At 71.3% G+C, this 26,328-nt stretch carries 21 protein-coding genes; 14 read left to right on the top strand and 7 right to left on the bottom strand.

All coding sequences use genetic code 11. The annotated features are described in order from the left end of the window. Nucleotides 1-55 precede the first annotated feature (55 nt). Nucleotides 56-1,519: a catalase gene (locus ACIA8D_RS25450; protein ID WP_399235752.1), complete on the top strand. Its 1,464-nt coding sequence runs from the start codon at nt 56-58 to the stop codon at nt 1,517-1,519. Between the two features lie 2,040 nt (nt 1,520-3,559). On the opposite strand, the gene gcl is transcribed toward ACIA8D_RS25450, so the two are convergent. Next, on the bottom strand, nt 3,560-5,347 hold the full coding sequence (gene gcl, locus ACIA8D_RS25455; protein ID WP_399235754.1) for a glyoxylate carboligase: 1,788 nt from the start codon (nt 5,345-5,347) through the stop codon (nt 3,560-3,562). Between the two features lie 257 nt (nt 5,348-5,604). Here gcl and ACIA8D_RS25460 point away from each other — a divergent pair, with 257 nt between their 5' ends. Then, entirely contained in the window at nt 5,605-6,318 is a 714-nt protein-coding gene (locus ACIA8D_RS25460) for a hypothetical protein (protein ID WP_399235755.1), read from the top strand. 41 nt (nt 6,319-6,359) lie between these two features. Then, nucleotides 6,360-6,875: a GNAT family N-acetyltransferase gene (locus ACIA8D_RS25465; RefSeq protein WP_399235757.1), complete on the top strand. Its 516-nt coding sequence runs from the start codon at nt 6,360-6,362 to the stop codon at nt 6,873-6,875. 46 nt (nt 6,876-6,921) lie between these two features. On the opposite strand, the gene ACIA8D_RS25470 is transcribed toward ACIA8D_RS25465, so the two are convergent. Beyond that, a complete protein-coding gene (locus tag ACIA8D_RS25470) occupies nt 6,922-8,532 on the bottom strand; it encodes an AMP-binding protein (RefSeq protein WP_399235758.1) in 1,611 nt (536 codons plus the stop codon). A 279-nt stretch (nt 8,533-8,811) separates the two neighbouring features. Between ACIA8D_RS25470 and ACIA8D_RS25475 the strand changes: the two genes are divergently transcribed. From ACIA8D_RS25475 to ACIA8D_RS25515, 9 genes are all read left to right on the top strand, one after another. Next, on the top strand, nt 8,812-9,588 hold the full coding sequence (locus tag ACIA8D_RS25475; protein WP_399235760.1) for an alpha/beta fold hydrolase: 777 nt from the start codon (nt 8,812-8,814) through the stop codon (nt 9,586-9,588). Between the two features lie 47 nt (nt 9,589-9,635). After that, nucleotides 9,636-10,226, top strand: a complete 591-nt coding sequence (cysC, locus tag ACIA8D_RS25480) for an adenylyl-sulfate kinase (RefSeq protein ID WP_399235762.1) — start codon at nt 9,636-9,638, stop codon at nt 10,224-10,226. Next, a complete protein-coding gene (cysD, locus tag ACIA8D_RS25485) occupies nt 10,223-11,161 on the top strand; it encodes a sulfate adenylyltransferase subunit CysD (protein WP_399235764.1) in 939 nt (312 codons plus the stop codon). The genes cysC and cysD overlap by 4 nt, the downstream gene beginning before the upstream one ends. Before the next feature lie 2 nt (nt 11,162-11,163). Continuing rightward, on the top strand, nt 11,164-12,516 hold the full coding sequence (locus ACIA8D_RS25490; protein WP_399235766.1) for a sulfate adenylyltransferase subunit 1: 1,353 nt from the start codon (nt 11,164-11,166) through the stop codon (nt 12,514-12,516). Between the two features lie 292 nt (nt 12,517-12,808). Beyond that, on the top strand, nt 12,809-13,135 hold the full coding sequence (locus ACIA8D_RS25495) for a TcmI family type II polyketide cyclase (RefSeq protein ID WP_399235767.1): 327 nt from the start codon (nt 12,809-12,811) through the stop codon (nt 13,133-13,135). After that, nucleotides 13,132-14,406 carry a beta-ketoacyl-[acyl-carrier-protein] synthase family protein gene (locus ACIA8D_RS25500; RefSeq protein WP_399235769.1) on the top strand — a complete coding sequence of 425 codons (1,275 nt, stop codon included), beginning with the start codon at nt 13,132-13,134 and terminating at the stop codon, nt 14,404-14,406. Before ACIA8D_RS25495 ends, ACIA8D_RS25500 begins: the two co-directional genes overlap by 4 nt. Continuing rightward, nucleotides 14,403-15,623: a ketosynthase chain-length factor gene (locus tag ACIA8D_RS25505; RefSeq protein WP_399235771.1), complete on the top strand. Its 1,221-nt coding sequence runs from the start codon at nt 14,403-14,405 to the stop codon at nt 15,621-15,623. The genes ACIA8D_RS25500 and ACIA8D_RS25505 overlap by 4 nt, the downstream gene beginning before the upstream one ends. Then, on the top strand, nt 15,623-17,428 hold the full coding sequence (locus ACIA8D_RS25510; RefSeq protein ID WP_399235820.1) for an ABC transporter ATP-binding protein: 1,806 nt from the start codon (nt 15,623-15,625) through the stop codon (nt 17,426-17,428). The genes ACIA8D_RS25505 and ACIA8D_RS25510 overlap by 1 nt, the downstream gene beginning before the upstream one ends. A 95-nt stretch (nt 17,429-17,523) precedes the next feature. Continuing rightward, nucleotides 17,524-19,476, top strand: coding sequence for a multicopper oxidase family protein (locus tag ACIA8D_RS25515; RefSeq protein ID WP_399235773.1), 1,953 nt, complete (start codon nt 17,524-17,526; stop codon nt 19,474-19,476). A 13-nt stretch (nt 19,477-19,489) separates the two neighbouring features. Here the strand turns inward: ACIA8D_RS25515 and ACIA8D_RS25520 are convergent, their stop codons facing one another. Genes ACIA8D_RS25520 through ACIA8D_RS25530 form a run of 3 tightly spaced genes read right to left on the bottom strand, consistent with a single transcriptional unit; the run spans nt 19,490 to nt 21,412 of the window. Next, nucleotides 19,490-19,891 (bottom strand): GNAT family N-acetyltransferase, encoded by a 402-nt coding sequence (locus ACIA8D_RS25520; RefSeq protein ID WP_399235775.1) that lies wholly within the window; start codon nt 19,889-19,891, stop codon nt 19,490-19,492. Beyond that, on the bottom strand, nt 19,875-21,146 hold the full coding sequence (gene purB, locus ACIA8D_RS25525) for an adenylosuccinate lyase (RefSeq protein ID WP_399235777.1): 1,272 nt from the start codon (nt 21,144-21,146) through the stop codon (nt 19,875-19,877). The genes ACIA8D_RS25520 and purB overlap by 17 nt, the downstream gene beginning before the upstream one ends. A gap of 2 nt (nt 21,147-21,148) precedes the next feature. After that, the gene (locus ACIA8D_RS25530) at nt 21,149-21,412 is read right to left on the bottom strand and encodes a hypothetical protein (RefSeq protein WP_399235823.1); all 264 of its coding nucleotides are present in this window, start codon (nt 21,410-21,412) and stop codon (nt 21,149-21,151) included. Between the two features lie 206 nt (nt 21,413-21,618). Here ACIA8D_RS25530 and ACIA8D_RS25535 point away from each other — a divergent pair, with 206 nt between their 5' ends. Further along, nucleotides 21,619-22,800: a glycosyltransferase gene (locus ACIA8D_RS25535; RefSeq protein WP_399235779.1), complete on the top strand. Its 1,182-nt coding sequence runs from the start codon at nt 21,619-21,621 to the stop codon at nt 22,798-22,800. 148 nt (nt 22,801-22,948) lie between these two features. Here ACIA8D_RS25535 and ACIA8D_RS25540 read toward each other — a convergent pair whose 3' ends face one another. Together ACIA8D_RS25540 and rfbA are read right to left on the bottom strand one after the other, a co-directional pair. Further along, nucleotides 22,949-24,028, bottom strand: a complete 1,080-nt coding sequence (locus tag ACIA8D_RS25540; RefSeq protein ID WP_399235781.1) for a glycosyltransferase — start codon at nt 24,026-24,028, stop codon at nt 22,949-22,951. Nucleotides 24,029-24,086: 58 nt separating this feature from the next. Next, nucleotides 24,087-24,956: a glucose-1-phosphate thymidylyltransferase RfbA gene (gene rfbA, locus ACIA8D_RS25545; protein WP_399235782.1), complete on the bottom strand. Its 870-nt coding sequence runs from the start codon at nt 24,954-24,956 to the stop codon at nt 24,087-24,089. A 194-nt stretch (nt 24,957-25,150) separates the two neighbouring features. On the opposite strand from rfbA, the gene ACIA8D_RS25550 reads away from it, so the two are divergent. Then, the gene (locus ACIA8D_RS25550; protein ID WP_399235784.1) at nt 25,151-26,158 is read left to right on the top strand and encodes a Gfo/Idh/MocA family protein; all 1,008 of its coding nucleotides are present in this window, start codon (nt 25,151-25,153) and stop codon (nt 26,156-26,158) included. Nucleotides 26,159-26,328: the final 170 nt, after the last annotated feature.

Raw genomic sequence — 26,328 nt, forward strand, 5'->3', positions numbered from 1 at the left:
CCCCGTAAACCGCTCTCATCGTCAGCAGCCACTGCACGGAAGGTCGCCTCGAAGAATGCCGAAGCGTGTGCTCACCACCGAGTCCGGCGCCCCTGTCGCCGACAACCAGAACTCCGCCACCGCAGGCGTCGGCGGCCCGATCCTCCTCCAGGACCAGCACCTCCTGGAGAAGCTCGCCCGCTTCAACCGCGAGCGCATCCCGGAGCGCGTGGTGCACGCCCGTGGCTCCGGCGCCTACGGCTACTTCGAGGTGACGGACGACGTCACCGACTACACGTACGCCGACTTCCTGAACTCGGTCGGCAAGCGCACCGAGGTCTTCCTGCGCTTCTCGACCGTCGCCGACAACCTCGGTGGGGCGGACGCCGTCCGTGACCCCCGCGGCTTCGCGCTCAAGTTCTACACCGAAGAGGGCAATTACGACCTCGTCGGCAACAACACCCCGGTCTTCTTCATCAAGGACCCGCTGAAGTTCCCCGACTTCATCCACTCCCAGAAGCGCGACCCGTTCACGGGCAAGCAGGAGCCGGAGAACGTCTGGGACTTCTGGGCGCACGCCCCCGAGGCCACGCACCAGATCACCTGGCTGATGGGTGACCGCGGCATCCCGGCGTCCTACCGCCACATGAACGGCTACGGTTCGCACACCTACCAGTGGACGAACGAGGCGGGCGAGGCCTTCTTCGTGAAGTACCACTTCAAGACGAACCAGGGCGTGCGCAGCCTGTCGTCCGACCAGGCCGCGGAGATCGCGGGCAAGGACGCCAACTCGCACCAGACGGACCTGCTGCAGGCCATCGAGCGCGGCGTGAACCCGTCCTGGACCGTGTACGTCCAGCTGATGCCGGCCGCCGAGGCCGCGGACTACCGCTTCAACCCGTTCGACCTCACCAAGGTGTGGCCGCACAAGGACTACCCGCTGCAGCGCGTGGGCCGCCTGGTCCTGGACCGCAACCCCGAGAACGTCTTCGCCGAGGTCGAGCAGGCCGCCTTCTCCCCGAACAACTTCGTTCCGGGCATCGGCCCCTCCCCCGACAAGATGCTCCAGGGCCGCCTGTTCGCCTACGCGGACGCGCACCGCTACCGCCTGGGCGTCAACCACACCCAGCTCGCGGTCAACGCGCCGAAGGGCGTCGAGGGCGGCGCGGACAACTACGGCCGCGACGGCCTGATGGCGGCGAACGCGTACGCCCGCAGCCGCAAGAACTACGAGCCGAACTCCTTCGACGGCCCGGTCGAGACCGGCCGCCCGCTGGCCGCGCCGCTCGCGGTCAACGGCCACACGGGTACGCACGAGGCCCCGGCCCACACGAAGGACGACGACTTCTTCCAGGCGGGCGAGCTGTACCGCCTGATGTCCGAGGACGAGAAGGGACGCCTGGTCGCGAACATCGCGGGCGGCCTCTCCCAGGTCTCGCGCGACGACATCGTGGAGAAGAACCTGGCCCACTTCCACGCCGCCGACGCCGACTACGGCAAGCGCGTGGAGGAGGCGGTCCGCGCCCTGCGCGAGGACTGATCCCGCCGGGCAACACCCAGACCGCGTAAGAGGGTTGACGGGAGGTCTTCCCTCGTACGCAATGGCCCGCGCCGTCTGCCACGACCCGGATGAGGGGTGGTCTGGCGGGCGGTAGCGGGAGACTGCGCCAGTCGTTGCGGCTGGCGCCGTGCGGGGACCGCGGCGGCTTGTGCAGCGTACGAGCCAGTGCGGTGGTGAAGGTTCGCCGCTCCTCTTTCGACCTGAGGAAGAGCGGGCGGGGAACCGTCGTACGACAGCCGCCGTGGTCCCGGCCAATTCCCTGACGGGGTCTGACCGTTGGGGTCCCTTGGGCCTTCCGGCCCATGCGGTCTCCGTCCGGTGGCGCGCATGCATGTTTCGCCAGTCGCGCGCCGTCGGACGGCAACAACTTCCCGGCCAGAGCGCCGAGTTCGGACGGTCCCGGACTCGGCGCTCTTCTGCGTCCGCAGGGGTACCGGGACGGGGGCGGTGCCGGTCGGCGACTTCCGCGTCCGTGGCGCTTCGGTTCCCGGTTGTGACGGTCGGCCGTCCCAGGCCTCGGGGGGTCTTCTGCTACCGGGACGGGGGCCGATGCCGGTCGGCGGCTTTCCACGTCCATGGCGCGGCGGTGTCCGGCCATTGCAGTCGACCGTCCTACGCCTCGGGGCTCCGCCCCGGACCCCGCTGCTCAATCGCCGCAGGGGCTTGATTGGCCTGGCTCAACGCTGCCCGGCGCGCCAGGGCGACGTACGGGCCCTGCACCCAGGCCTCGTACTTGGCTCCCGCGCCTGGACCTGGGCCCCGGGCTCCGTGCACAGGTCTCGTACCCGTGTGCAGCGCACGGACCTCGGACCCGTGTCCGATGCCCATGCCTCGCACCTGGGCCTCGTGTCTGTGCCCCGCGTCTGCGTCTCGTCGGCGCGCCGCGTCTGTCGCCTCGCCCCGCGCCTCGTCTCCACGCCGCGCCCGACGCCTCACCCCCGTACCGCGTCTGCACGCCGTACCTGCACGGGCGCCGCGTCGGCGCGCCTCCACACGACGCCCGCACCAGGCGCCTCTACGTCACGCTTCTACGCCTCGCCTGTGCGCCGTCGCTCCCGCCCATCTCCCAGCCACCCGCCCCCTCCAGGGGCGTCGGCCCGACGGGGTGCCGCGGCCGGCCACGGCTCCTCGCGGCGACGGCAGGGCCGTGCCCCGGCCGCCTTGGGCAATCTGCCGCCTGGGGCGGCAGGGTGGGCAAGGCGGTCCACGGTGCCGCGCGCCATCAGCTCAGGCGCCGACGCCGGCACAGAAGCCGCACGCCGGTCGGACCGAAGCCCGGAGGGGGCAGGTGAGCGGACGCCGGTGCGCGGCGGACTCCGGCGGTGCCGCGCCAAAATGCTCGCGCGCGCCGACCACGGCACGCGAACTGCCCGAGGCGACGAGCGGCATGGGCGCGGCCCGGGGGCTGCTGTGCCGCGGAACGATGACCACAGGCACTTCCCCCGGAACACCAACCCACCCTGCCTCGGGGGGGGGCCGAAGCCCCCGGAGGGGGCGGGTCGGTGGGAGGTGGGCGGGCAACGGCGGGGGTGGACAAGGGCCCTGACGCGTCGCGATGGCCTCAGCGCCGACCACGGCGCATGCCCCGGGGCGGCCGAAGCCCTCGGAGGGGCGGGTGGAGATGGGCGGGCGACGGTGCCGGTGGGCTCCAGCAGTGCCGCGCCGAGGGTGGTGCCGCGCCGAGGGTGGTGCCGCGTCACGATGGCCGCGCGCGTCGGCCACGGCGCCCAACACCGGCGGGGCCGAAGCTCCCGGAGGGGGCGGGTGGGTGGGAGGTGAGCGGGGCGACGGCGGGGGCGGACGAGGGCCGTTACGCGTCGCGATGGCCGTAGGCATCGACCACGGCGCACGTCCACGGGAGGGCGACTTCCCATGGGGGCGGGGTCCGGCGGGACCGTGCCGCGAGGGGCGGGTGCGTCGGTCGCGGTTGTCCGCCGCCGGCCCGGGACGGCCGGAGCGCGGGAAGGCCCCCGGTTCCGTGGAAGCGGGGGCCCGTCCTCGTACTGCGCGGAGCGGTTGTCAGACCTTCAGCGGCCGGATGGCCGTCGGCGCGTGCCCCGGCTCCGTCGCGACCTCCTCGAACTCCTTGACCGCGCTGATGTCGGCCGTCGGGCTCATCGCGATGTTCGTGATGCGCTCCAGGATCGCCTCCACGACCACCGGGACCTGGAACTCCTGGGCCATCTTCTTGGCCTGTTCGAAGGCGGCACCCAGCTCGTTCGGGTCCGTCACGCGGATCGCCTTGCAGCCGAGGCCCTCGGCGACCTTGACGTGGTCGACGCCGTAGACGCCCAGCTCGGGGCTGTTCTGGTTCTCGAACTCCAGGTTGACCTGGAAGTTGATGTCCAGGCCGATCTGGGCCTGGCGGATCAGGCCCAGGTACGCGTTGTTCACCAGCACGTGGACGTACGGGATGCGGTGCTGCGCACCGACCGCCAGCTCCTCGATCATGAACTGGAAGTCGTAGTCGCCGGAGAGCGCGACGACCTGCGTGTCCGGGTCGGCCTTGGAGACGCCGAGCGCCGCCGGGATGGTCCAGCCGAGCGGACCCGCCTGGCCGCAGTTGATCCAGTGCCGCGGCTTGTAGACGTGCAGCATCTGCGCGCCGGCGATCTGCGAGAGGCCGATCGTCGTGACGTACCGGGTGTCCTTGCCGAACGCCTTGTTCATCTCCTCGTAGACGCGCTGCGGCTTCATGGGGATGTCGTCGAAGTGCGTACGGCGCTGGAGGGTCTCCTTTCGCTCCAGGTGCGAGGCGACCCACGCGGAGCGGTCCGGCAGCTTGCCCGCGGCCTTCAGTTCCTTGGCGACCTCGACGAAGAGCTCCAGGGCCGACTTGGCGTCGGAGGTGATCCCGTAGTCCGGCGCGAAGATCTTGCCGATCTGCGTCGGCTCGATGTCGACGTGCACGAACTTGCGCTCGCCCTGGTAGACGTCGAGCTTGTAACCGGTGTGACGGTTGGCCCACCGGTTGCCGATGCCGAGGACGAAGTCCGACTCCAGGAACGTGGCGTTGCCGTACCGGTGACCGGTCTGCTGCCCGACCATGCCCGCGTTCAGCTCGTGGTCGTCGGGGATCGTGCCCCAGCCCATCAGCGTGGGAACGACAGGCGTGTTGGTGACCTCGGCGAACTCGACGAGCAGCTCGCTCGCGTCCGCGTTGATGATGCCGCCGCCCGCGATGATCAGCGGCCGCTCGGACTCGACGAGGAGCTTGATCGCCTTCTCGATCTGGGCGCGGCTCGCGGCCGGCTTGTAGACCGGCAGCGGCTCGTACGTCTCCGGGTCGAACTCGATCTCCGTCTGCTGGACGTCGATGGGGAGGTCGATGAGGACGGGACCGGGACGACCCGAACGCATCAGGTGGAAGGCCTGCTGGAAGACGCCCGGGACCTGCGCGGCCTCCAGGACGGTCACCGCCATCTTCGCGACCGGCTTGGCGATCGTGGCGATGTCGACGGCCTGGAAGTCCTCCTTGTGCAGGAGGTGACTCGGGGCCTGGCCCGTGATGCACAGGATCGGGATCGAGTCGCCCGTGGCGGAGTACAGGCCGGTGATCATGTCGGTCCCGGCGGGACCCGAAGTGCCGATGCAGACACCGATGTTGCCCGGGTTGGCCCGGGTGTAGCCCTCGGCCATGTGCGAGGCGCCCTCGACGTGCCGGGCGAGCGTGTGGTCGATGCCACCGCTCTCCTTGAGCTCCCTGTAGAAGGGGTTGATGGCGGCACCGGGCACGCCGAACGCGTTGCTGACGCCTTCGCGCTTGAGGATCTCAACGGCCGCGCGGGCGGCGGTCATTCGAGCCATGAGTGCTCCCGACTCCTGCTGTGACTGTGTACGGCTACGGCTGTCGGATTCGCGCTCCCGTCGCGCCCCGCGGCGAGCTCTGAATTCCGTCACCCAGTCCCCCCCGCTCGTTCGAGCGGCCCTTTCGGGCACTTTCACGATGTGGAAACTAGGTTCTGCTATATGGAAGCAATGTAGAGGGGCGCTTTGGAGGCCGTCAAGGTGGATGATGAGACTGACGTCGATCCGTTTCCGGGCAGGAGCAAGGGGGAGTTGCCATGGCCGAGCCCGCCCACCTGCGCTGCCCCACCTGCCGGCGCGAGCATCTGTACGCTCCGCAGGCCCTGCCCTGCGCCTGCGGAGCGCCCGTCGCGCCCCCGATGGTGCGCGGCGCCAGCCCCGTCCCCGTCTCCGAGCGCACCTGGGACGACGACTGGATGACGCTGCGCTGCCCGATGTGCGGCCGGCACGACCGCTGGCCCCGGCCCGAGCTGGGCTGCGCCTGCGGTTCCGTACTGCGCGTCCCGGTCCACGACGACCAGGCCCCCGCGCCCGCCCACATCCCGCTGCCGCGCACGGGCGCGTCCCCACGCACCCCCTCGCTCCCGCCCGACCGCCCCGCGTTCCAACCCGTCGCCATCCGCACCGCGCGCGACGCCGTGACGGCCGTGGCGCTGTATCTGCGCTGGCTCGGCTACGACGACGTGCGCAGGGCCGACCAGCGTCCGCCCTCCGGCATCGCGCTCGCGGCGAGCGGGGTCGTCGCCCAGGTCGAGCCGTCGGTGCGGCCCGCGACGCTGCGCGACGTGGAGTGCCTGTGGCTCCAGTCGATGACGGAGTCCGCGGCCTGCGCCTACTTCTCGCTGGCCGGTTACGCGGACGAGGCCGGCAGCCGCGCCGACGCCCTCGGCGTCCCGCTGTTCGTCCTCGACCTGGCCGGGATGCCGCAGCCGGTGAACAGCCCGGCCGACGAGCTGATCGCCGGGGCGTGAATCCGCGTGAGCGCGGCGGGCGCTCTCGGCATACTTGCCGGATGATCATTCGTACCGCCGAGCCCGCCGACCTCCCCCGCCTCCAGGCGATCGAGTCGGCCGCGGGCGAGATCTTCCGTACGCTCGGCATGGACGCGATCGCCGACGACGCACCGCCCACACTCGCCGAACTGGAGCGGTACCGGCGGGCGGGGCACGCCTGGGTCGCCGCCGAGGACGCCGAGGACGCCGAGAACATCGCCGCCTACCTCGTCGCCGAGGTCGTCGACGGCGCCTACCACATCGAGCAGGTCACCGTGCACCCCCGCGCCGCCCGCCGAGGTGTGGGCCAGACCCTGATCGCGTGCGCCGCCGACTGCGCGCGCGGCCAGGGCCTGACCGCTCTCACCCTGACCACGTTCGCCGACGTGCCGTGGAACGCCCCGTACTACGAGCGCCTCGGTTTTCGCCGGCTCTCCAGGGCCGAGCTCACCCCGGGGCTGCGCGCGATCCGCGCGGCCGAGGCCGAGCACGGCCTGGACCGGTGGCCCAGGGTGTGCATGCGAAGAGAGCTGTAACGCTCCCTGCCTTTCGGTTACAGGTCCTGTCTACAGGTTTCCCGTTCTACAACTCCCCGTACCCCTCTCGGAGTTCCACCTTCCGGACCTTCCCGCTGACGGTCATCGGGAACCGTTCGAGAAGGCGCAGTCGGCTCGGGATTTTGTAGTGCGCGAGCCGGTCACGGCAGAAGGCGCGTACCTCGTCGAGGGTCAGTGTGTCCGCCGGGTCCCGCAGGATCACGCAGGCGAGCACCTCCTCGCCGTACTTCTCGTGCGGCACGCCCACGACCTGCACGTCCGCGATCTTCGGGTGGCCGTAGAGGAACTCCTCGATCTCGCGCGGGGAGATGTTCTCGCCGCCACGGATGATCATGTCCTTGATGCGCCCGACGATCTGCGCGTACCCGTCGTCACGCAGGACGGCCAGGTCGCCCGTGTGCATCCACCGGCCGGCGTCGATGACCTCGGCGGTCTTCTCCGGCTCGCCCCAGTAGCCGAGCATCACGCTGTACCCGCGCGTGCACAGCTCGCCGGACTCGCCGCGCGGCAGTGTGACGCCGGTGACCGGGTCGACCACCTTGACCTCGATGTGCGGCAGCACGCGGCCGACCGTGCCGGTGCGGCGCTCCAGGTCGTCGTCGCGGCGCGTTTGAAGGGAGACGGGCGAGGTCTCGGTCATGCCGTAGCAGATCGAGACCTCGGCCATGTGCATCTCGGAGACGACCCGCTTCATCACCTCGGCGGGGCACGGCGAGCCCGCCATGATGCCCGTGCGCAGACTGCCCAGGTCGTACGCCGCGAAGTCCGGCAGGTTCAACTCGGCGATGAACATGGTGGGTACGCCGTACAGCGCCGTGCACCGCTCCTGCTGCACGGCGCGCAGGGTGGTGGCCGGTTCGAAGGACGGGCCCGGGATGACGATGCAGGCGCCGTGCGAGGTGGCGCCGAGGTTTCCCATCACCATGCCGAAGCAGTGGTAGAAGGGCACCGGCAGACACACCCGGTCCTGCTCGCTGTAGCCGACCGTCTCCCCCACCCAGTAACCGTTGTTGAGGATGTTGTGGTGGGAGAGCGTGGCCCCCTTCGGGAAGCCGGTCGTGCCGGAGGTGTACTGGAGGTTGACCGGGTCGTCGCAGGACAACTCGGCCTCCCGGGCCGCGAGTTGGTCCACCGTGGCGCCGTCGGCGGCTGCCACCAGGGCGTCCCAGCTGTCCGTGCCGATGAAGACCCGGTCGCGCAACTCGGGGCACTCGGGGTCCACTTGCCGGACCAGCTCGCGGTAGTCCGTGCCCTTGTGCTCCGTCGACGAGACGAGAAGCGAGACACCCGACTGCTGGAGTACGAACGCCAACTCGTGTGACCGGTAGGCCGGGTTGATGTTCACCAGGATCGCGCCGATCCGCGCGGTCGCGTACTGCACGAGCACCCACTCGGCGCAGTTGACCGCCCAGATGCCCACGCGGTCGCCCTTGGCGATGCCGCGCGCGAGCAGCCCGCGCGCCAGCTCCTCGACGTCCGCGCCGAACTCGGCGTACGTCCAGCGGCGCCCGTCGGCCATGTCGACGAGTGCCTCGCGCTCGGGCCAGGCCTCGACGGCCCGCCGCAGATTGCGCCCGATGGTGTCTCCGAGGAGCGGCACCTCGCTGGTCCCGTGCGCGTAGGAGAGTGCGGTCACCGGAAGTCCTCCTCGGAGTACGGGGCGGCCGCCTCCTCGGCGGTGGCCGCTCGCTGCATCGGCACCAGCATGCCTTGAGCGTCGCCCGGCCGTCGCCCCCTCGGTGCACACCCGCCACACCGAATGTCGGCCCGCACACCGCCCTCCGTCACGTCCGCCGCTTCTCACGCACCTTTGCCCCTTCTCACGACCGGCCCTCGAGCGGTGGTCCACCACCCCACTCGACGATTGCGAGTACGCGAGGTGACAGCGCCTCGGTGAGGCCGTGAGGAGTGCGTGATGCGCAAGGTCGTTTCGAGGGACGGCACGACGATCGCCTACGAGAAGGCGGGCCAGGGCCCGCCGATCGTGCTGCTCAACGGCTCGTTCCGGGACCACACCATCTTCGACGCGCTGGTGCCGGAGCTGACCGCGCACTGCACCACCTACGTCTACGACCGGCGCGGGCGCGGCGAGAGCGGGGACGCCCCGCAGTACGCCGTGGCGCGCGAGATCGAGGACCTGGAGGCGGTCATCGAGGAGGCCGGCGGGTCCGCCGTGGTGTTCGCGGGCAGTTCGGGCGCGAACCTGGCGGTGGAGGCCGTGCTGTCCGGTGCCCCGGTCAGCAGGCTGGCGCTGCACGAGCCGTTCTACCGGGTCGAGGGCTTCCCCAAGCCGCCCTGGAACGTGGCCAAGACGATCCGCGTACTGATGGAACAGGAGCGGCGCCACGAGGCGGTCGAGTACTACCTCGGCAGCTTCCTGGGGCTGACGCCCGACACGGTCGCCGACTGGCGCAAGGGCCCGATCTGGGCGATCAACGAGGCCAACGCGCACACCCTCGCGTACGACCTGGAGATCTGCGGCGACTGCGAGGTCCCCGTCGAGCGGCTGGCCGGCTGCCAGCTGCCGGCCCTGGTCCTCAACAGCGATCACACCAGCGAGTGGCTACGGGCCGCCGCGCGTGCCACGGCCGCGGCCCTGCCGGGCGGGCAGTCCCTGGAACTGCCCGGTTCCTGGCACCGGATCGACATGGATGTGCTCGGCCGGACCCTCGTCGAGTTCGCCACGTCCTGAGGCGGCGCCCGTCGCCCGTACGACAACTCAGTCGAGGAGGTACCGCCGTGACACCCGTTCACACCCAGGAACCGGCGCAGGCCGCAGCGCGCTCCGCGCCGCGCGGTCGCGGAGCCACCGTGTGGCTGACCGGGCTGCCCAGCGCGGGCAAGACCACCCTGGCCCGTGCCCTGGCCGAGCGGCTGCGGGCGCGCGGCCGACCGGTGGAGATACTCGACGGTGACGAGATCCGCCTGTTCCTCTCCGCCGGGCTCGGCTTCTCGCGCGAGGACCGGGACACACACGTGCGACGGGTCGGGTTCGTGGCGCAGAAGCTGGCGGCCCACGGTGTCACGGTCCTCGCTCCGGTCATCGCCCCCTACGCCGCCTCCCGGGCGGCCGTCCGCGCCCACCACGCCGCGTACGACACCGACTTCGTCGAGGTGCATGTGTCGACGCCCGCCGAGGTGTGCGGCGAACGGGACGTGAAGGGGCTCTACGCGCTCCAGGCCGCGGGGCGGCTGACGGGTCTCACCGGGATCGACGACCCCTACGAGGAACCGCGCGACCCGGAGCTGCGGGTGGCCACCACCGGCCGGACGGTGGCCGCGTGCACCGCGCGACTGCACGGATTCCTGACCGAGAGGGGCCTGGCATGACGTCGGCGAGGCAGAGCCCGGCGCCGCCCGCCGGAACCGGGTTCGACCTGTCCCATCTGGACGCCCTGGAGGCGGAGTCCGTCCACGTGCTCCGTGAGGTCGCGGGCGAGTTCGAGCGGCCGGTGATCCTCTTCTCCGGGGGCAAGGACTCCCTGGTGATGCTGCATCTGGCCCTGAAGGCGTTCCGTCCCGCGCCGCCGCCGTTCGTGCTGCTGCACGTCGACACCGGGCACAACTTCCCCGAGGTGCTGGCCCACCGGGACCGGGTGGTGGCGCGCGCCGGGCTGCGGCTGCACGTCGCCTCGGTGCAGGAGTACCTCGACGAGGGGCGGCTGCGGGAGCGCCCGGACGGCACCCGCAATCCCTTGCAGACGGTTCCGCTGCTGGACGCCGTGACGGCGCACCGGTTCGACGCGGTGCTCGGCGGCGGGCGCCGTGACGAGGAGAAGGCGCGGGCCAAGGAGCGGGTCTTCTCGCTGCGCGACGAGTTCGGCGCCTGGGATCCGCGCCGCCAGCGCCCCGAGCTGTGGCAGCTCTACAACGGGCGACACGTACCGGGCGAGCACGTGCGGGTGTTCCCGCTGTCCAACTGGACGGAGCTCGACGTGTGGCAGTACATCGAGCGGGAGCGCGTCGAGCTCCCCTCGATCTACTACGCGCACAAGCGCGAGGTGTTCGCCCGCGCCGGCATGTGGCTGACCGCCGGTGCCTGGGGCGGCCCGCGAGCGGGCGAGACGCCGCAGTGGCGCATGGTGCGCTACCGCACCGTCGGCGACATGTCGTGCACCGGCGCCGTCGACTCCGACGCGGCCACCGACGCGGAGATCGTCGCCGAGGTCGCGGCCAGCCGCGTCACTGAACGCGGCGCGACCCGGGCCGACGACAAACTGTCCGAGGCCGCCATGGAGGACCGCAAACGCGAGGGGTACTTCTAGCCATGACGGCCACCACAGCCATGACCGGCACCGGACACACCGCCGCGGCCACCCTGCTGCGGTTCGCCACCGCCGGGTCCGTCGACGACGGCAAGTCGACCCTGGTGGGCCGGCTGCTGCACGACTCGAAGTCTGTGCTGAGCGACCAGTGGGACGCCGTGGCGCGGGCCTCGGCCGGACGCGGGCAGGAGGCGCCCGACCTGGCGCTGCTCACCGACGGGCTGCGCGCCGAGCGGGAGCAGGGCATCACGATCGACGTCGCCCACCGCTACTTCGCGACGCCCCGGCGCCGGTTCATCCTCGCGGACACCCCGGGGCACGTGCAGTACACGCGGAACATGGTGACCGGTGCCTCGACGGCCGACCTGGCCGTGGTGCTTGTCGACGCCCGCAACGGGGTCGTCGAGCAGACCCGGCGGCACGCGGCCGTCGCCGCGCTGCTTCGGGTGCCGCACGTCGTCCTCGCCGTGAACAAGATGGACCTGGTGGACTACCGGGAGAGCGTCTTCGCCGCCGTGACACGGGAGTTCACCTCCTACGCGCGCGGGGTCGGGCTCACGTCCGTGACGGTGATCCCGGTCTCGGCGCTCGCAGGGGACAACGTGGTGAGTCCCTCGGCCCGGATGGACTGGTACGGCGGTCCGACGCTCCTGGAGTACCTGGAGACCGTCTCCGTGGGCGGGGATCCGCGCACGGCCGACGCCCGTTTCCCGGTGCAGTACGTGCTCCGCCCGCGGCGCGACGGCTTCCACGACTACCGGGGCTACGCGGGCCAGTTGGCGTCCGGTGTGCTGCGGGTCGGGGACCCCGTCACCGTGCTGCCCTCCGGCCGCGCCACGACCGTCTCCGCACTGGAGGTGCTGGGCAGGCCCGAGCGGACGGTGTGGGCGCCGCAGTCGGTGACGGTGCGGCTCGCCGACGACATCGACGTGTGCCGCGGGGACCTGATCGCGCCGACCGGGGCGCTGCCACCACTCACCCGCGGCCTCCGGGCACACGTCTGCCACCTGCACGAACGCCCGCTGCGCCGGGGAGACACCGTGCTGGTCAAGCACACCACCAAGACGGTGCGGGCCCGCGTGAGCGACCTGCCGTACCGCATGGACATCGACACCCTGCGGCGCCGGCGGGACCCGGACGCCCTGTACGTCAACGACATCGGGCGGGTCGTGCTGCGGACGGCCGAACCCCTGGCCGTCGACGACTACGCGGACCACCGGCGCACCGGCTCGTTCCTGATCGTCGACCTGCACGACGGAGCCACGCTCGCCGCCGGGATGGCCGATGCGGCGCCGCTCGAGAAGGACGCGACCGTCGCTCCGGACGCACTCCATCAATCGTCCACGCGTCGCTGATTCCCTCTTGAGGAGTCGCCGATTTCGGCAACACATGCCCCGCGAACGGAGATTGATATGCGGCCCCGCAAAAGGTCCGTCGTGCGGTCCCTCGGAAAGACGATCGGAGAGGGACTGATGTGGATGGGATACGCCTGGAACGGACTCTATCCGCCCTCCTCACCGGGGGACTACGACCTGCACCTTGCCGAACAGCCCTGCTGGCCGCCCTTGTCGGACGAGGAGATCGCCCAATGGACGGCACTGGTCAGGAATGTGTGACAGGCACGGCACAGCTTCGAGGAGATGTCGTATGCACAGCAATCTGATAGTGGCCCGAATGGATTCCGGGTCGAGCGCCGACGTGGCCCGGCTCTTCAAGGACTTCGACGAGTCGGACATGCCGCACCGCATGGGCACCCGGCGGCGTCAGCTCTTCATGTTCAACGGCCTGTACTTCCACCTCCAGGACTTCGAGGACGAGCAGGGCGGCGAGCGCATCGAGGAGGCGAAGACGGATCCCCGGTTCGTGCGCATCAGCCGCGACCTCGACCCGTTCATCGACGCCTACGACCCCGCGACCTGGCGTTCGCCCGCCGACGCGATGGCGCGCCGTTTCTACTCCTGGGAGTCCAAGTGAGCGGCCGGCGCGTGGTGATCACCGGCGTGGGCGTGGTCGCGCCGGGCGGGGTCGGCACCAAGAACTTCTGGAACCTGCTCAGCGAGGGCCGCACCGCGACCCGTGCGATCACCTTCTTCGACGCGGCGCCGTTCCGCTCCCGGGTGGCCGCCGAGGTCGACTTCGACCCCTACGAGCACGGGCTGCGCCCGCAGGAGATCCGGCGCACCGACAGGGCCGCGCAGTTCGCCCTGGTCACCGCCGGCGAGGCGCTCGCGGACAGCCAGTTGGACCTGACGGCGAGCGCCCCGCACCGCGTCGGGGTGGCCGTCGGGAGCGCGGTGGGCGCCACCATGGGGCTCGACGACGAGTACCGGGTGGTGAGCGACGGCGGCCGGCTCGACCTCGTCGACCACACGTACGCCGTGCCGCACCTCTACAACTACTTCGTGCCGAGTTCGTTCGCGGCCGAGGTCGCCTGGGCGGTCGGCGCCGAGGGTCCCGCCACGGTGGTCTCCACCGGCTGCACCTCCGGCATCGACTCCGTCGGGTACGCCGCGGAGCTGATCCGCGACGGCTCGGCCGACGTGATGATCGCCGGGGCCACGGATGCGCCGATCTCGCCGATCACCCTGGCGTGCTTCGACGCCATCAAGGCGACGACCCCGCGCAACGACGACCCGGAGCACGCCTCCCGGCCCTTCGACCGCACCCGCAACGGGTTCGTCCTCGGCGAGGGTTCGGCGATGTTCGTCCTGGAGGAGTGGGAGTCCGCGCGCCGGCGCGGCGCCCATGTCTACGCGGAGGTCGCCGGGTACGCCTCGCGCTGCAACGCCTTCCACATGACGGGGCTGCGGCCCGACGGCCTGGAGATGGCCGAGGCCATCGGCGCCGCCCTGGACGAGGCACGGGTCGACGCGCGGGAGGTCGACTACGTCAACGCCCATGGTTCGGGCACCAAGCAGAACGACCGGCACGAGACGAGCGCCGTCAAGCGCGGCCTCGGCGAGCACGCCCGCCGCACCCCGATGAGCTCGATCAAGTCGATGGTCGGGCACTCGCTGGGCGCGATCGGCTCGATCGAGATCGCCGCGTCGGTGCTCGCCATGGAGAACCACGTGGTGCCGCCGACGGCCAATCTGCACGATCCCGACCCCGAATGCGATCTCGACTACGTGCCGTTGACCGCGCGCGACTGGCGCACCGACACGGTGCTCACCGTCGGCAGCGGCTTCGGCGGTTTCCAGAGCGCCATGGTGCTCGCTCGACCGGACAGGAACAGGACGGCATGAGTTCTCAAGTCGTGGTGACCGGTATCGGAGTCCTCTCCCCCAACGGCTTCGGCACCCAGGGGTTCTGGGACGCGACCCTGGCGTCCAAGAGCGGCATCGGCCGCATCACACGCTTCGACCCGCGCCAGTACCCCGCCCAACTCGCGGGCGAGATCGACGGGTTCGGCGCCGAGGAGCATCTGCCGAGCCGGCTGCTGCCGCAGACCGACCGGATGACGCAGCTCGCCCTCGTCGGCGCCGATCACGCGCTGGCCGACGCGGACGTGGACCCGCGGCAGGCCGACGCGTACGGCATGGGGGTGATGACCGCCAGCACGTCGGGCGGCTTCGAGTTCGGCCAGGAGCAGCTGAAGAACCTGTGGAGCAAGGGCAGCCAGTACGTCAGCGCCTACCAGTCCTTCGCCTGGTTCTACGCCGTGAACACCGGCCAGATCTCCATCCGGCACGGCATGCGCGGCCCCAGCGGTGTCGTGGTGGGCGACCAGGCCGGCGGCCTCGACGCGCTCGGGCACGCGCGGCGGCTGGTCCGCAAGGGCAGTGACCTCATCCTGTCCGGCGGGGTCGACGCGGCGATCTGTCCGTGGGGCTGGGCCGCGCAGCTCACCTCCGGCCGGCTGAGCACCGCGGACCAGCCGGAGCGCGCCTACCTCCCCTTCGACGCGGAGGCCTGCGGTCATGTGCCCGGCGAGGGCGGCGCGCTGCTGATCCTGGAGGAGGCCGAGGCGGCGCGGCGCCGTGGCGCCCGTCAGGTCTACGGCGAACTCAGCGGGTACGGCGCCACGTTCGACCCCCGACCCGGCAGCGGCCGGCCCCCGGGGCTGCGCACGGCGATCGAGGTCGCGCTGGACGACGCGGGGGTGCGCCCCGGCGACGTCGACGTGGTCCTCGCCGACGCGGCGGGCGTCGTGGAGCTCGACCGCGAGGAGGCCGACGCCATCAACGGCGTGTTCGGCGCGCGGGCGGTGCCGGTCACCGCGCCCAAGACGATGACGGGCCGCCTCGGTTCGGGCGCCGGGCCCCTCGACGTGGCGACCGCGCTGCTCGCGCTGCGCGACGGGGTGATCCCGCCGACCGCACACGTGGTGCCGAGCGCCGCGTACGGCCTCGATCTGGTCACCGAGCCGCGGCGCACCGCCCTGGCGACGGCCCTCGTCCTGGCCCGCGGCCACGGCGGTTTCAACTCGGCGCTCGTCCTGCGCTCCGGCGCCAGGGCCTGATCCGACCCGACCTCACGAAGGAGACCAGCGTGACCACCACCGGGTCGGCCACCGCCTCGCTCCCCCCGCACAAGCGGCGTGTCCTCGGGCTGTTCCGCCCGTACCGCCGGAGCCTGTTGTTCGTCGCGGCGCTGGTCGCGGCCTCGTCCCTGGTCTCCCTCGTCAATCCGTTCCTGATCCGGGAGATCATGGACGAGGCGCTGCCGAAGGGCCGTACCGGTCTGCTGTCGCTGCTCGCCCTCGGCATGATCGTCATCTCGGTCGCCACCAGCACCTTCAACGTGTGGCAGACCCATGTCTCCGCCAGGGTGGGCCAGTTGGTGATGCACGATCTGCGCACCGCCGTCTACGCCCATCTCCAGCGCATGTCGCTCGCCTTCTTCACCCGCACCCGCACCGGTGAGGTGCAGTCCCGCATCGCCCACGACATCGGCGGCATGCAGGTGACGGTGACGACCACCGCCACCGCCCTGGTCTCCGACCTGACGATCGTCGTCGCGACGACGACGGCGATGCTGCTGCTCGACTGGCGGCTGACCATCGCCTCGATGGTGATGCTGCCCGCCTTCGTGTGGGTGAGCCGCCATGTCGGTGACGAGCGCCGGGTCATCACCCGCGAACGCCAGCGGCACTTCGCCGATCTGACGTCCATGGTCCAGGAGTCGCTGTCGGTCAGCGGCATCATGCTCGGCCACACCATGGGCCGCTCCCGGTCCCTGGCCGACTCGTTCGCGGACGAGTCCCGCAAGCTGACCGCGATCGAGGTTCGGGCCAGTACGGCGGGCCTGTGGTACCAGTCGACGATCTGGGTCGTGATGGCGTCCATGCCCGCGGTCATCTACTGGGTCGCGGGTCTCGCGGCCGGCGGCGGCCCGGCCCTCTCGCTCGGCTCCCTGGTGGCGTTCACGACGCTCCAGCAGGCCCTGTTCCGGCCCGCGCAGCGGCTGCTCACGATCGGCATCGACATCCAGAGTTCGCTGGAGCTGTTCGCCCGCATCTTCGAGTACCTCGACCTCCCGGTCGACGTCGCCGAACCCGAACACCCCGTGGTGCCCAAGGAGTTGCGCGGCGAGGTGTGTCTGCACGGAGTGGGCTTCTCCTACGCGGGGGCGGCGCGGCCCACCCTGGAGGGCGTCGACGTGCGGGTGCCGGCCGGCGGGAGCCTCGCCGTGGTCGGCGAGACCGGGTCGGGCAAGACGACGCTGAGTTATCTCATCCCCCGTCTGTACGACGCGAGTTCGGGCAGCGTGACAATCGACGGGTGCGACGTGCGCGACCTGTCCTTCGACACCCTCGCGGCGGCCGTCGGCGTCGTCTCGCAGGAGACGTACCTCTTCCACGCGACCGTCGCCGACAACCTGCGGTTCGCGAAGCCCGACGCCACCGACGAGGAGCTGTACGCGGCCGCCCGCATCGCGCACATCCACGACTACGTGACGGCGCTTCCGGACGGCTACGACACGGTCGTCGGGGAGCGCGGCTACCGCTTCTCCGGCGGCGAGAAGCAGCGCCTGGCCATCGCCCGCGCCATCCTGCGCGATCCGCCCGTCCTGGTCCTCGACGAGGCGACGAGCGCCCTGGACACGCAGACCGAGCAGGCCGTCCAGGCGGCCATCGACGCGGCGAGCGCGGGCCGCACCACGATCACGGTCGCCCACCGGCTTTCGACCGTGCGCGACGCCGACGAGATCGTCGTCCTCGACAAGGGCCGGGTCGCCGAGCGCGGCACGCATCACGAACTCCTGGCGCTCGGCGGCCAGTACGCGACGCTCATCGACCGGGACACCCGGCTCGCCGCGGTGTGAGAGGTCGGCGACGCCGCGGTGCGAGCGGTCCGTGAAGAGCCCGCTCTGGAGCGGACCTCGAGCCGCTCTGCAGCGGCCGTCCCTAACTTCGCGCCATGGACACTGCTTCCGACCGGACACCCGACAGACCCGGACTCGACCGCCGTACGCTGCTGCGCGGTGGCGCCGCCGCCGGTCTCGGCGCCGTGGTGACCACCACCACGGTCCTCGCCACCTCCCCGGAGGCGGCTTCCTACGACGCGGGCCCCGAGCCGTCGCCGCCCGAGCTGATCCTGACCAAGTTCCGGGACCGGCTGCCCGTCCCGCCCGTCCTGCGCCCCAAACAGCGCGACCGGCACGACGAGTTGACGGTGCGTCTGCGCACGGCCGACGTCACCGTCCACTCGCAGCTTCCCCGGGTGCGGATGTGGACCTACGAGGGCTCCTACCCCGGCCCCACCATCGAGACGACGGCGGGCCGCCCGCTCCGGGTGGCCTGGGAGAACGGGCTCACCGGCGAGATCCCCGTCAAGGCCGTCGACTTCGGCCTGGCCACCGGCCCCTCCCCCGACCCGCTCACGAACTATCCCGGGACCGCCGGCTGCCAGGAGGTGGCGGGTGTTTCGGGGCTCGGGCCGTGGGCGGTGGTGCATCTGCACGGCATGCTCACCGGCGGCGGCAACGACGGCTGGATGGAGAACCTGCTGGCCCCGGGCGACGTGCAGCTGTCGGCCTATCCGAACCGGGACGCGGCCACGCTCTGGTACCACGACCACACCCACCACGTGAGCCGCTTCAGCGTGTACGCGGGCATGGCCGGGCTGTTCCTCGCGCGCGGCGGCCGGGAGCGGGACCTTGGACTGCCCGCGGGCGAGCACGAGGTGCCGCTGGTGCTCAGCGACCGCAACTTCGACCTCGACGCCTCGGGCGCGCCGGCCGGCCGGCTCGTGCACAAGGTGGAGATGGTCGGCGCCCAGCGCCTGATGCGGGTGCACGCGGCCCCGTACACGCTGGTCAACGGCGTCGTCTGGCCGTATCTGGAGGTGCGGCCGCGCTGGTACCGGTTCCGGGTCGTCAACACCGCCAACTCGCGGATCTACCGGTTGATGCTGCTCGCCGACGGGGTTCCGGTGCGGGGCGCCTTCCAGGTGATCGGCACCGACCAGGGCCTCACCGACCGGCCGCGACAGGTCGAGGGCGCGCTCAACCTGTCCCCCGGCGAACGCGCCGACGTACTGGTCGACTTCGGGGAGTTCCGCGGCCGCACGCTCAAGCTGGTCAACACCATCGACGGCGTCACCCCCGGCGGCTCCAGCAGGCGCGACGACATGCTGGAACCGGACGTGATGCAGTTCCGGGTCGCCGACCGCAGGCCCAACACCGGCTTCACCCTGCCGAAGACGGTCGAGCCCGCGTTCCGGCGGCTCGGCACCGACGACCTCCCGCGCGAGCGGCCCCCGCGCTGGATCGCCCTGGTGGGTCCGGGCACGCAGAACATGCCCGAGCTGTGGGAGATGGAGGAGCTGGCGGAGAGCGAGGCGCAGGGGCTTGACCTGCCGGCGGAGGGGATCGTGCAGGTGCGCGACGAGCACGGCGCCCTCACGACGCTGCGCAGAACGGCGATGGCGTACGACGACGGGAACACCGTGCGGGCCGCGCACCAGGACCTGGAGGTGTGGAAGTACCTGAACCTGGCGGCGTCACCGCACCCGATGCACATCCATCTGGCACACTTCCAGGTGCTGTCCCGGGCGTTGTACGACGTCACCGGCTTCGACCGGAAGGTGCGCGGCTCCGCCCGGCCGATCGCCTTCAAGGAGACGGCGGAGCTCGAGGCGCACGAGATCGGCGAGAAGGACGTGATCCGGGTCGGGACCGCGGGCCGCATCACGGCGGGCCCGAACGGCACGCCGGGCGAACTCGTCACCGTCGCGGTGCGCTTCCCCGTGCTGGGCCGGGGCGTGCACCACTGCCACATGCTGGAGCACGAGCAGCACATGGTGCGTCCCCTCGTGGTGGGCCCCGCGGACGGCGCTCAGCACGAGGGACACAGCGGCATGCACCACTGACGGCAGCGGTGGCTCAGGGGTTGAGCACCCACGCCGAGTCGTGCCGGGTGAAACCGATGTGCGGGTAGTACTCGGCCGCGGCGGGCGCGGACAGCAGCACGATCTTGGCCTGGGGGGCCTCCTTGCGGGTCGCGTCGATCAGCTCGCGGCCGATCCCGCAGCGCTGGTGGGCGCGGTCGACGGCGATGTCGGAGAGGTACGTCACGTAGGCGAAGTCGGAGACGCTGCGGGCGATGCCCACCAGTTCGCCGTCGACGCGGCAGGTGACGACGAGGTTGGCGTGGCGCACCATGTCGGCCATCCGCCGCGTGTCCTCGACGGGCCGGCGCTCGCCGAGGCCCGACTCCCGGTAGACCTTCAGCACCTCGTCGAGGTCGAGGTCCCGGCCGTCCGTACGCTCAATGATCCTGCTCACGCAGCTGGTCCAATCGCTTGTGGATGACGTCGTGGTGGGACAGGAACCGCTGGGGCGTCAGGCTGCCCGTGTCGAAACCCGCGGCGTCGAGTTCCCGGCGGAAGTCCGCACCGTTCGCGGCGGACTGGATGGTCCGGTAGATCCGCTCGCGGTCACCGCCGGAGCGCAGTTGCTCGGCGAGGACCGCTGAACTGTAGGCGAGTCCACCGGTGTGGTCGATCGCGGCGCGCATCCGCTCGGGGAAGACCGCCATGTCGCGTATCAGCTTGGTGGCGGCCGTCACTTGGTAGTGCGCGACGGTGAAGGCGTCGGGCAGCACAACCCGTTCGACCGAGGAGTGCGACAGATCGCGCTCGTGCCACAGAGCGACGTTCTCCAGCATGGCGCCGGCGTGGCCGCGCAGCAGCCGGGCCAGGCCCGAAAGGCGTTCGCCGGTCGTCGGGTTGCGCTTGTGCGGCATCGCGCTGGACCCCTGGTAGCCGGCGCCGCGCGGCTCCTCCACCTCGCGCACCTCGGTGCGCGACAGCAGTCGCACCTCCACGGCGATCTGCTCGACGCAGGCGCCGAGCGTCGCGATGGCCTGGACGAGCTGCGCGTGCCGGTCGCGGGCCACGACCTGGCTGGGGGCCTGCTCCACGCCCAGGCCGAGCGCCCCGCACACGTGCTCCTCGACGGCCGGGTCGATCAGCGCGTAGGTGCCCACGGAGCCGGAGATCGTGCCGACCGCCACCTGCTCGCGGGCGTCCCGGAGCCGGCGGATCGAGCGGTCGACGGCGAAGGCGAACCCGGCGAGCTTGTGCCCGAACGTGGTGGGCTCGGCGTGCATGCCGTGGGTGCGCCCGATGCACACGGTGTCCCAGTGCTCGTCGGCCCGCTCCACGAGGGTGGCGCGCAGCCGCACCGCCGTGTCGATGAGCAGGTCGCAGGCGCGGGCCAGGGTGTGTCCGAGGGCGGTGTCCACGAGGTCGTAGCTCGTCATGCCCAGGTGCACCCAGCGGGCGGTGTCCGCGGGCATGGTCTCGCAGAACGCCGCGAGGAAGGAGAGGATCTCGTGGTCGCGGTCGCGTTCCAGTTCGGCGACCCGGGCGGCGTCCGGCACCGGCGCCCGCCGGATGCCGGCGTACGCCGCTTCGGGGACCAGACCCAGACGCGTCTGCGCCGCGGAAGCGAGCACCTCCACCTCGGTCCATGTCGCGTACCGGGCCTGGTCGGAGAAGAGTTCGGCCATCTCCGGGAGCGCGTAGCGGGCGATCACGGTCAGGCGGCCTTGCGGATGATTTCGACCGAGCCTTCGTCCAGGAGGGTGCGGACGGCCTCGTCACCGCCGGCGACGTCGAGGTCCATGTCGTGCAGGCGGTCGATGACGTTGCGGACCACCTTCTCCTGCTGCCGCTCGCCGGAGCCCTCCCAGACCAGCTCGGGGAACACCGTCAGAAAGACCTTGTCGTTGCCCTGGCTGAAGATGTTGACTTCCATGACGTCGCGCAGTGCCATTCGGGCGTTGTAGATCAGGGTATTCATGCCTGCCACCGACTTTCGGTATCCGGGTCCGTCGCGACTCATGATGGTGGGCGGCCCCGGCGCGGACAAACGTTCAACTGCGCGAATTCCCCGCTTGAACGGCATTGCCATTTACGGGTGTTTGACAGAAAAACCCACCGCCGCAGACGATGCAGACGTTCGCAAATGCGTTTGGCCGCGTCTCACGAAAAGACATCCGGAGTGCCATGAAAATCCTGTTCATAACGACGGGCAGCCAGGCAACCTACTACGCCACTGCCCCGCTGGCGACGGCCGCGCGAAACGCCGGCCATCAGGTCATGCTGGCCGCCCACGAACCCTGGGTGGAGACCGCGGAGGCCATCGGCCTGCCGACGTTCTGCTACACGGTCGACCCGATCCGGCACTTCATGCGGATCACCAACCCCGGCAAGGGGCTGCGCTTCCCGCGGGAGCTGGGCGACGACGAGATGATCGGGCAGGGCCGCGGCTTCGCGCAGATGGGCCTGGCCGGCGTCACGTCCCTCCTCGAACTGGCCAAGGACTGGACTCCGGACGTCGTCGTCGGCAGCTCGCAGAGCTACGCGGCGATGCTGCTCGCCGCCCACCTCAAGGTGCCGTACGTGCGGCACGTGGAGTACCTGGGCATCCCGCTGACGGGGATCGACCCGGGCGCCGAGGCCGAACTGCGGCCGGAGATGGAGCGGTTGGGCGTGGACGGGCTGCTGAAGCCCGACCTCCTGATCGACTCGACGCCGCCCTCGCTGCGCCCCGCCGGGGACCCGGAGGCCCAGCCGATGCGCTGGATCCCGAGCAACCCGCAGCGCCGCCTGGAGCGGTGGATGTACACGCGTCCCGAGGGGCGTCGCCGGGTCGTCATCACGTCCGGCTTCCGCAGCCTGATGTTCCGTGACCCGGGCTGGACGATGCCGCTGCTGGTGAGCGAGTTGAACAAGCTCGGCGCCGAGGTGCTGATCGCCGCGTCGCCGGGTGCGGCCGAGCGGTTCGGCGAGGAGCTCGGCGACGCGCGGGTGGGCTGGATCCCGATCGACGTGGCGGCGGCGACCTGCGATCTGGCGGTCCACCACGGTGGGGCGACCACCGCCACCAGCCTGATGGCCAACGGCGTCCCGCAGCTGATCATCCCGGAGAACCCGCCGGAGTTCCCGCCCAACTACCACCGTGAGGCCATCGCCGGGGCGATCAGCGGCTTCGGCGCGGGCAAGACGCTGTGGCCGCAGGCCCAGGAGCCGGACACGGCGCCGGGCGCGGTGATCGCCGCCGCCTGCCGCGAGCTGCTGGAGGACCCGAGCTACACGGAGCGCACGCAGTTCCTCGCCAAGGAGATCGCCACGCTTCCGACGCCCGCGGACCTCGTGCCGCGCCTGGAGGCCCTGACCGCCGGCTGACCCCGTACGGCGGCGCACGTCAACTCGCCCCGGAACCACGGAGATTCACTCCTCCGGCGGTTCCGGGGCGAGTTGGCGTGCGCCGCCGTACGTACAGGCGCATGAAGAGGCCGCCGACCCGCGGGGCGGGCCGGCGGCGCCAGGAGGTTCAGCGGGCGGCCAGCGCCTCGATGTCGCGCAGGACTTCGTCGGGCCTCGGCAGCGCGGCCGCCTCGGCAGCCAGCAGCCGGGTGCGCTCGGCGTAGCGCGGGTCGTCGAGGATCGTCCGGGCGGCCTCGACCGTGACCTTGTACGGGTCGCGGCCCGCCTCGGGGCGGTGCCGGTCGACGAGTTCGGCGGCGCCGAAGTCGCGTACGGCCTCGGCGACGGCCTTGCCGTATCCGTTGTCGGGGATGATCAGTTGGGGCACCCCGGAGTTGATGAGCGTCATCGCCGTGGTGGCACCGCCGTGGTGGACCGCGAGGTCGCAGGTGGGCGCGACGACGTCGAGCGGGATCCAGCCGATGCGCACGTCGTCGCCCAGTTCCGCGCCGAACCGCTCGGCGGCCTCGGGCAGCGCCGCCACCAGCACCTCGACCCCGCCGCCCGACAACTCCTCGACCAGGGCGCGCAAGGAGCTGCCGGGGGTGTCGAGGACGAGGTTGCGGGTCCCGGCGGTGATCAGGACCCGGGGCCTGCCCTCGGTCTTCGTGTACATCCACGGTTCGACGCGGCGCTGGCTGACCCGCGGCGTCCAGCGCATGGACCGGGCCGGGGGCGCTCCCGCGGGGCGCAGCGAGGGCGGGCAGAGGTCGATGAACAGGTCCGGGTCCGGCAGCTCGGCAAGGCCCAACCTCGCCAGTTCCGGCTGGAGTTCGGCGACGGCCGTCCGGTCGCGGCGCGCCATCGGGGCGATGTGCCAGATGTGCCGCACGTACGGGACGCCGAGCCGGGCGGCCAGCACCCGGGGGACGTGCGAGAGGCCGCCGACCACCACGTCGGGCGTCCATTGCCCGGCCAGTTCCAGGAGGGCGTCCAGGCGGACGGACGCCGTCATGGCGTCCTGGCCGTAGCGCATCCGCTCGGGGGTGATGCAGACCGCGGGCAGTCCGACCGACTGCGCCGCCGCCATCAGCGGTTCGTCGGCGGCCAGCAGGATCTCGTGCCCCGCGTTGCGCGCGGCGGCGGCGAGCGGGGCGACGCCGAACACGGCTGCCTGGCTGCCGCCGACGGTGAACAGGAATTTCATGGCGCTGCCGTTTCTTCCGGTCTTCCGGTGGGAGGGGGTGCGTGCCGTCGGGCACGGATCAGCCGGCCTGGGCCATTTCCATGACGTAGCGGCCGTAGGAGGAGTTGGCGAGCCGACTGCCGAGGCGGTAGCAGTCCTCGCGGTCGATGTAGCCCATGCGCCAGGCGATCTCCTCGAGGCACGCGATGCGCACTCCCTGGCGGTGCTCCAGGACCTGCACGTAGTCGCCGGCCTCCATGAGGGCGTCGTGGGTGCCGGTGTCCAGCCAGACGAAGCCGCGCCCCAGCGGGACGAGCCGGGCCTCGCCGCGCTCCAGATAGACGCGGTTGAGGTCGGTGATCTCCAGTTCGCCGCGCTCGGAGGGGCGCAGCGCGCGGGCGATGTCCACGACCGAGTTGTCGTACAGATAGAGCCCGGTGATGGCCATGTTGGTCTTCGGGTTGGCCGGTTTCTCCTCCAGGTCGACGAGCCGGCCCTGGTCGTCGAGCGTGCCGACGCCGTAGCGCTCGGGGTCGCGCACCGGGTAGCCGAACAGCACGCAGCCCTGGATGTCCCGCGCGGAGCGTTGCAGCAGGGGGCCGAATTCGTAGCCGTGGAAGATGTTGTCGCCGAGGACGAGGGCGACGGAGTCGTCGCCGATGTGGTCGGCGGAGACCAGGAACGCGTCGGCGAGACCGCGGGGCTTGTCCTGTTCGGCGTAGGTCAGGGTGAGCCCGAGCCAGGAACCGTCCCCGAGGAGCCTGCGGAACATGTCCAGGTCGTCGGGGGTCGTGATGATCTCGATCTCGGTGATTCCGGCCAGCATGAGCGCGGAAAGCGGATAGTAAATCATTGGCTTGTCGTAGACCGGGAGCATTTGTTTCGAGACGCCCAGCGTGATCGGATGGAGCCTCGTACCATTGCCGCCGGCCAGGATTATTCCTTTCACCGTGGCACCTCCTCAGTGACTTCGTGCCCGATGGGCGATGCCCGCACTTTATCGGCGGCCGACACACGTTCAAAAGGCCCGGCGGCCGTGCGCACGCGGGGCCGGGAACGGGCATTGACAACCACTGACCGCCTCACAAGGCTTGGGTCGTCCCGGTTCAGGCATGTGCATTCTCATATCGTTTGGGTGGACCTGTGAAAATCGAAGGACCGACGTCCGTTCTCGAATCCGAGCAGAGAGCCGGTATAGGGATCATCGGATGCGCCGACATCGCGGTGCGGCGCGCCATTCCGGCCATACGGGAATCGCCCTTCCGGCTGGCCGCGGTCGCGAGCCGGTCGGCCGGGAAGGCCGAGGAGGCCGCCGCCCGGGCCGGCTGCGAGGCGGTCGTCGGATACGAACGGCTGCTTGAGCGGCCGGAGATCGAGGCGGTCTACATCCCGCTGCCCAACAGCGAGCACGCGCGGTGGGCGCGCCGGGCGCTGGACGCGGGCAAGCACGTGCTGATCGAGAAGCCCGCGGTGTCCTCGTGGCGCACGGCACGGCAGTTGACGGACCTCGCCGAGGCGCGCGGGCTCGCGGTGATGGAGAACTTCGCGTTCCTCCGGCATCCGCAGCACGAGCAGGCGCTGGCCCTCGTCGCGGACGGGGCCATCGGCGAGCTGCGCTCCTTCACCGGCGCGTTCGGGATTCCGCCCACCGACCCGCGCGGCATCAAGTACCAGGCGGACCTCGGCGGCGGTGCGCTGTGGGAGGTGGGCTGCTATCCGGTGCGCGCCGCCCAGGCCCATCTCGGCGCGTCCGCGCGGGTGGTCGGCGCGAGCCTCTCGCACGACAACCGGCTCGGCGTGGACATCTCGGGTTCCGCGCTGCTGCGCGACGACGCCGGGGTCACAGCGCACTGCTCGTTCGGGCTCTCCCACAGCTACCGCTCGACGTACGACGTGTGGGGCAGCGAGGGGCGGCTTGTCCTGGAGTGGGCGTTCACGCCCTCGCACAGCGCGCGTCCGGTGCTGCGCCTCCAGCAGCGGGATGTAGAGACGAAGATGATCGCGCCGGCCTGCGACCAGTTCGTGGGCGTCTTCCGGACGTTCCACGAGGCGGTGCGCGATCCCGCGCGGCGGGCGACGCACCGTCAGGACATGGTGCGGCAGGCGGCGTTGATGGAGCAGATCAAGGAGCGCGCGAACGACGGCGAGTGAGCCGGACCGGCGGGACGCGGTACGGCGGGGGGGGGGGGGGCCCCCCCCCCCCGCCCCCCCCCCCCCCCCCCCCCCCCCCCCCCCCCCCCCCCCCCCCCCCCCCGGGGCGCCCGGGCGCGGGGCGCGCCCCCGGACCCCGCGCCTCAATCGCCGCAGGGGCTTGAATTGCC

Origin of the sequence: Streptomyces sp. NPDC051684 (genome assembly GCF_044453445.1) — a bacterium.
Lineage (GTDB): Bacteria > Actinomycetota > Actinomycetes > Streptomycetales > Streptomycetaceae > Streptomyces.

Coding starts and splice junctions, on each gene's coding strand:
- ACIA8D_RS25450 (WP_399235752.1), top strand. CDS start 56: ATGCCGAAGCGTGTGCTCACCACCGAGTCCGGCGCCCCTGTCGCCGAC.
- gcl (WP_399235754.1), bottom strand. CDS start 5,347: ATGGCTCGAATGACCGCCGCCCGCGCGGCCGTTGAGATCCTCAAGCGC.
- ACIA8D_RS25460 (WP_399235755.1), top strand. CDS start 5,605: ATGGCCGAGCCCGCCCACCTGCGCTGCCCCACCTGCCGGCGCGAGCAT.
- ACIA8D_RS25465 (WP_399235757.1), top strand. CDS start 6,360: ATGATCATTCGTACCGCCGAGCCCGCCGACCTCCCCCGCCTCCAGGCG.
- ACIA8D_RS25475 (WP_399235760.1), top strand. CDS start 8,812: ATGCGCAAGGTCGTTTCGAGGGACGGCACGACGATCGCCTACGAGAAG.
- cysD (WP_399235764.1), top strand. CDS start 10,223: ATGACGTCGGCGAGGCAGAGCCCGGCGCCGCCCGCCGGAACCGGGTTC.
- ACIA8D_RS25490 (WP_399235766.1), top strand. CDS start 11,164: ATGACGGCCACCACAGCCATGACCGGCACCGGACACACCGCCGCGGCC.
- ACIA8D_RS25495 (WP_399235767.1), top strand. CDS start 12,809: ATGCACAGCAATCTGATAGTGGCCCGAATGGATTCCGGGTCGAGCGCC.
- ACIA8D_RS25505 (WP_399235771.1), top strand. CDS start 14,403: ATGAGTTCTCAAGTCGTGGTGACCGGTATCGGAGTCCTCTCCCCCAAC.
- ACIA8D_RS25515 (WP_399235773.1), top strand. CDS start 17,524: ATGGACACTGCTTCCGACCGGACACCCGACAGACCCGGACTCGACCGC.
- ACIA8D_RS25530 (WP_399235823.1), bottom strand. CDS start 21,412: ATGAATACCCTGATCTACAACGCCCGAATGGCACTGCGCGACGTCATG.
- ACIA8D_RS25535 (WP_399235779.1), top strand. CDS start 21,619: ATGAAAATCCTGTTCATAACGACGGGCAGCCAGGCAACCTACTACGCC.
- ACIA8D_RS25540 (WP_399235781.1), bottom strand. CDS start 24,028: ATGAAATTCCTGTTCACCGTCGGCGGCAGCCAGGCAGCCGTGTTCGGC.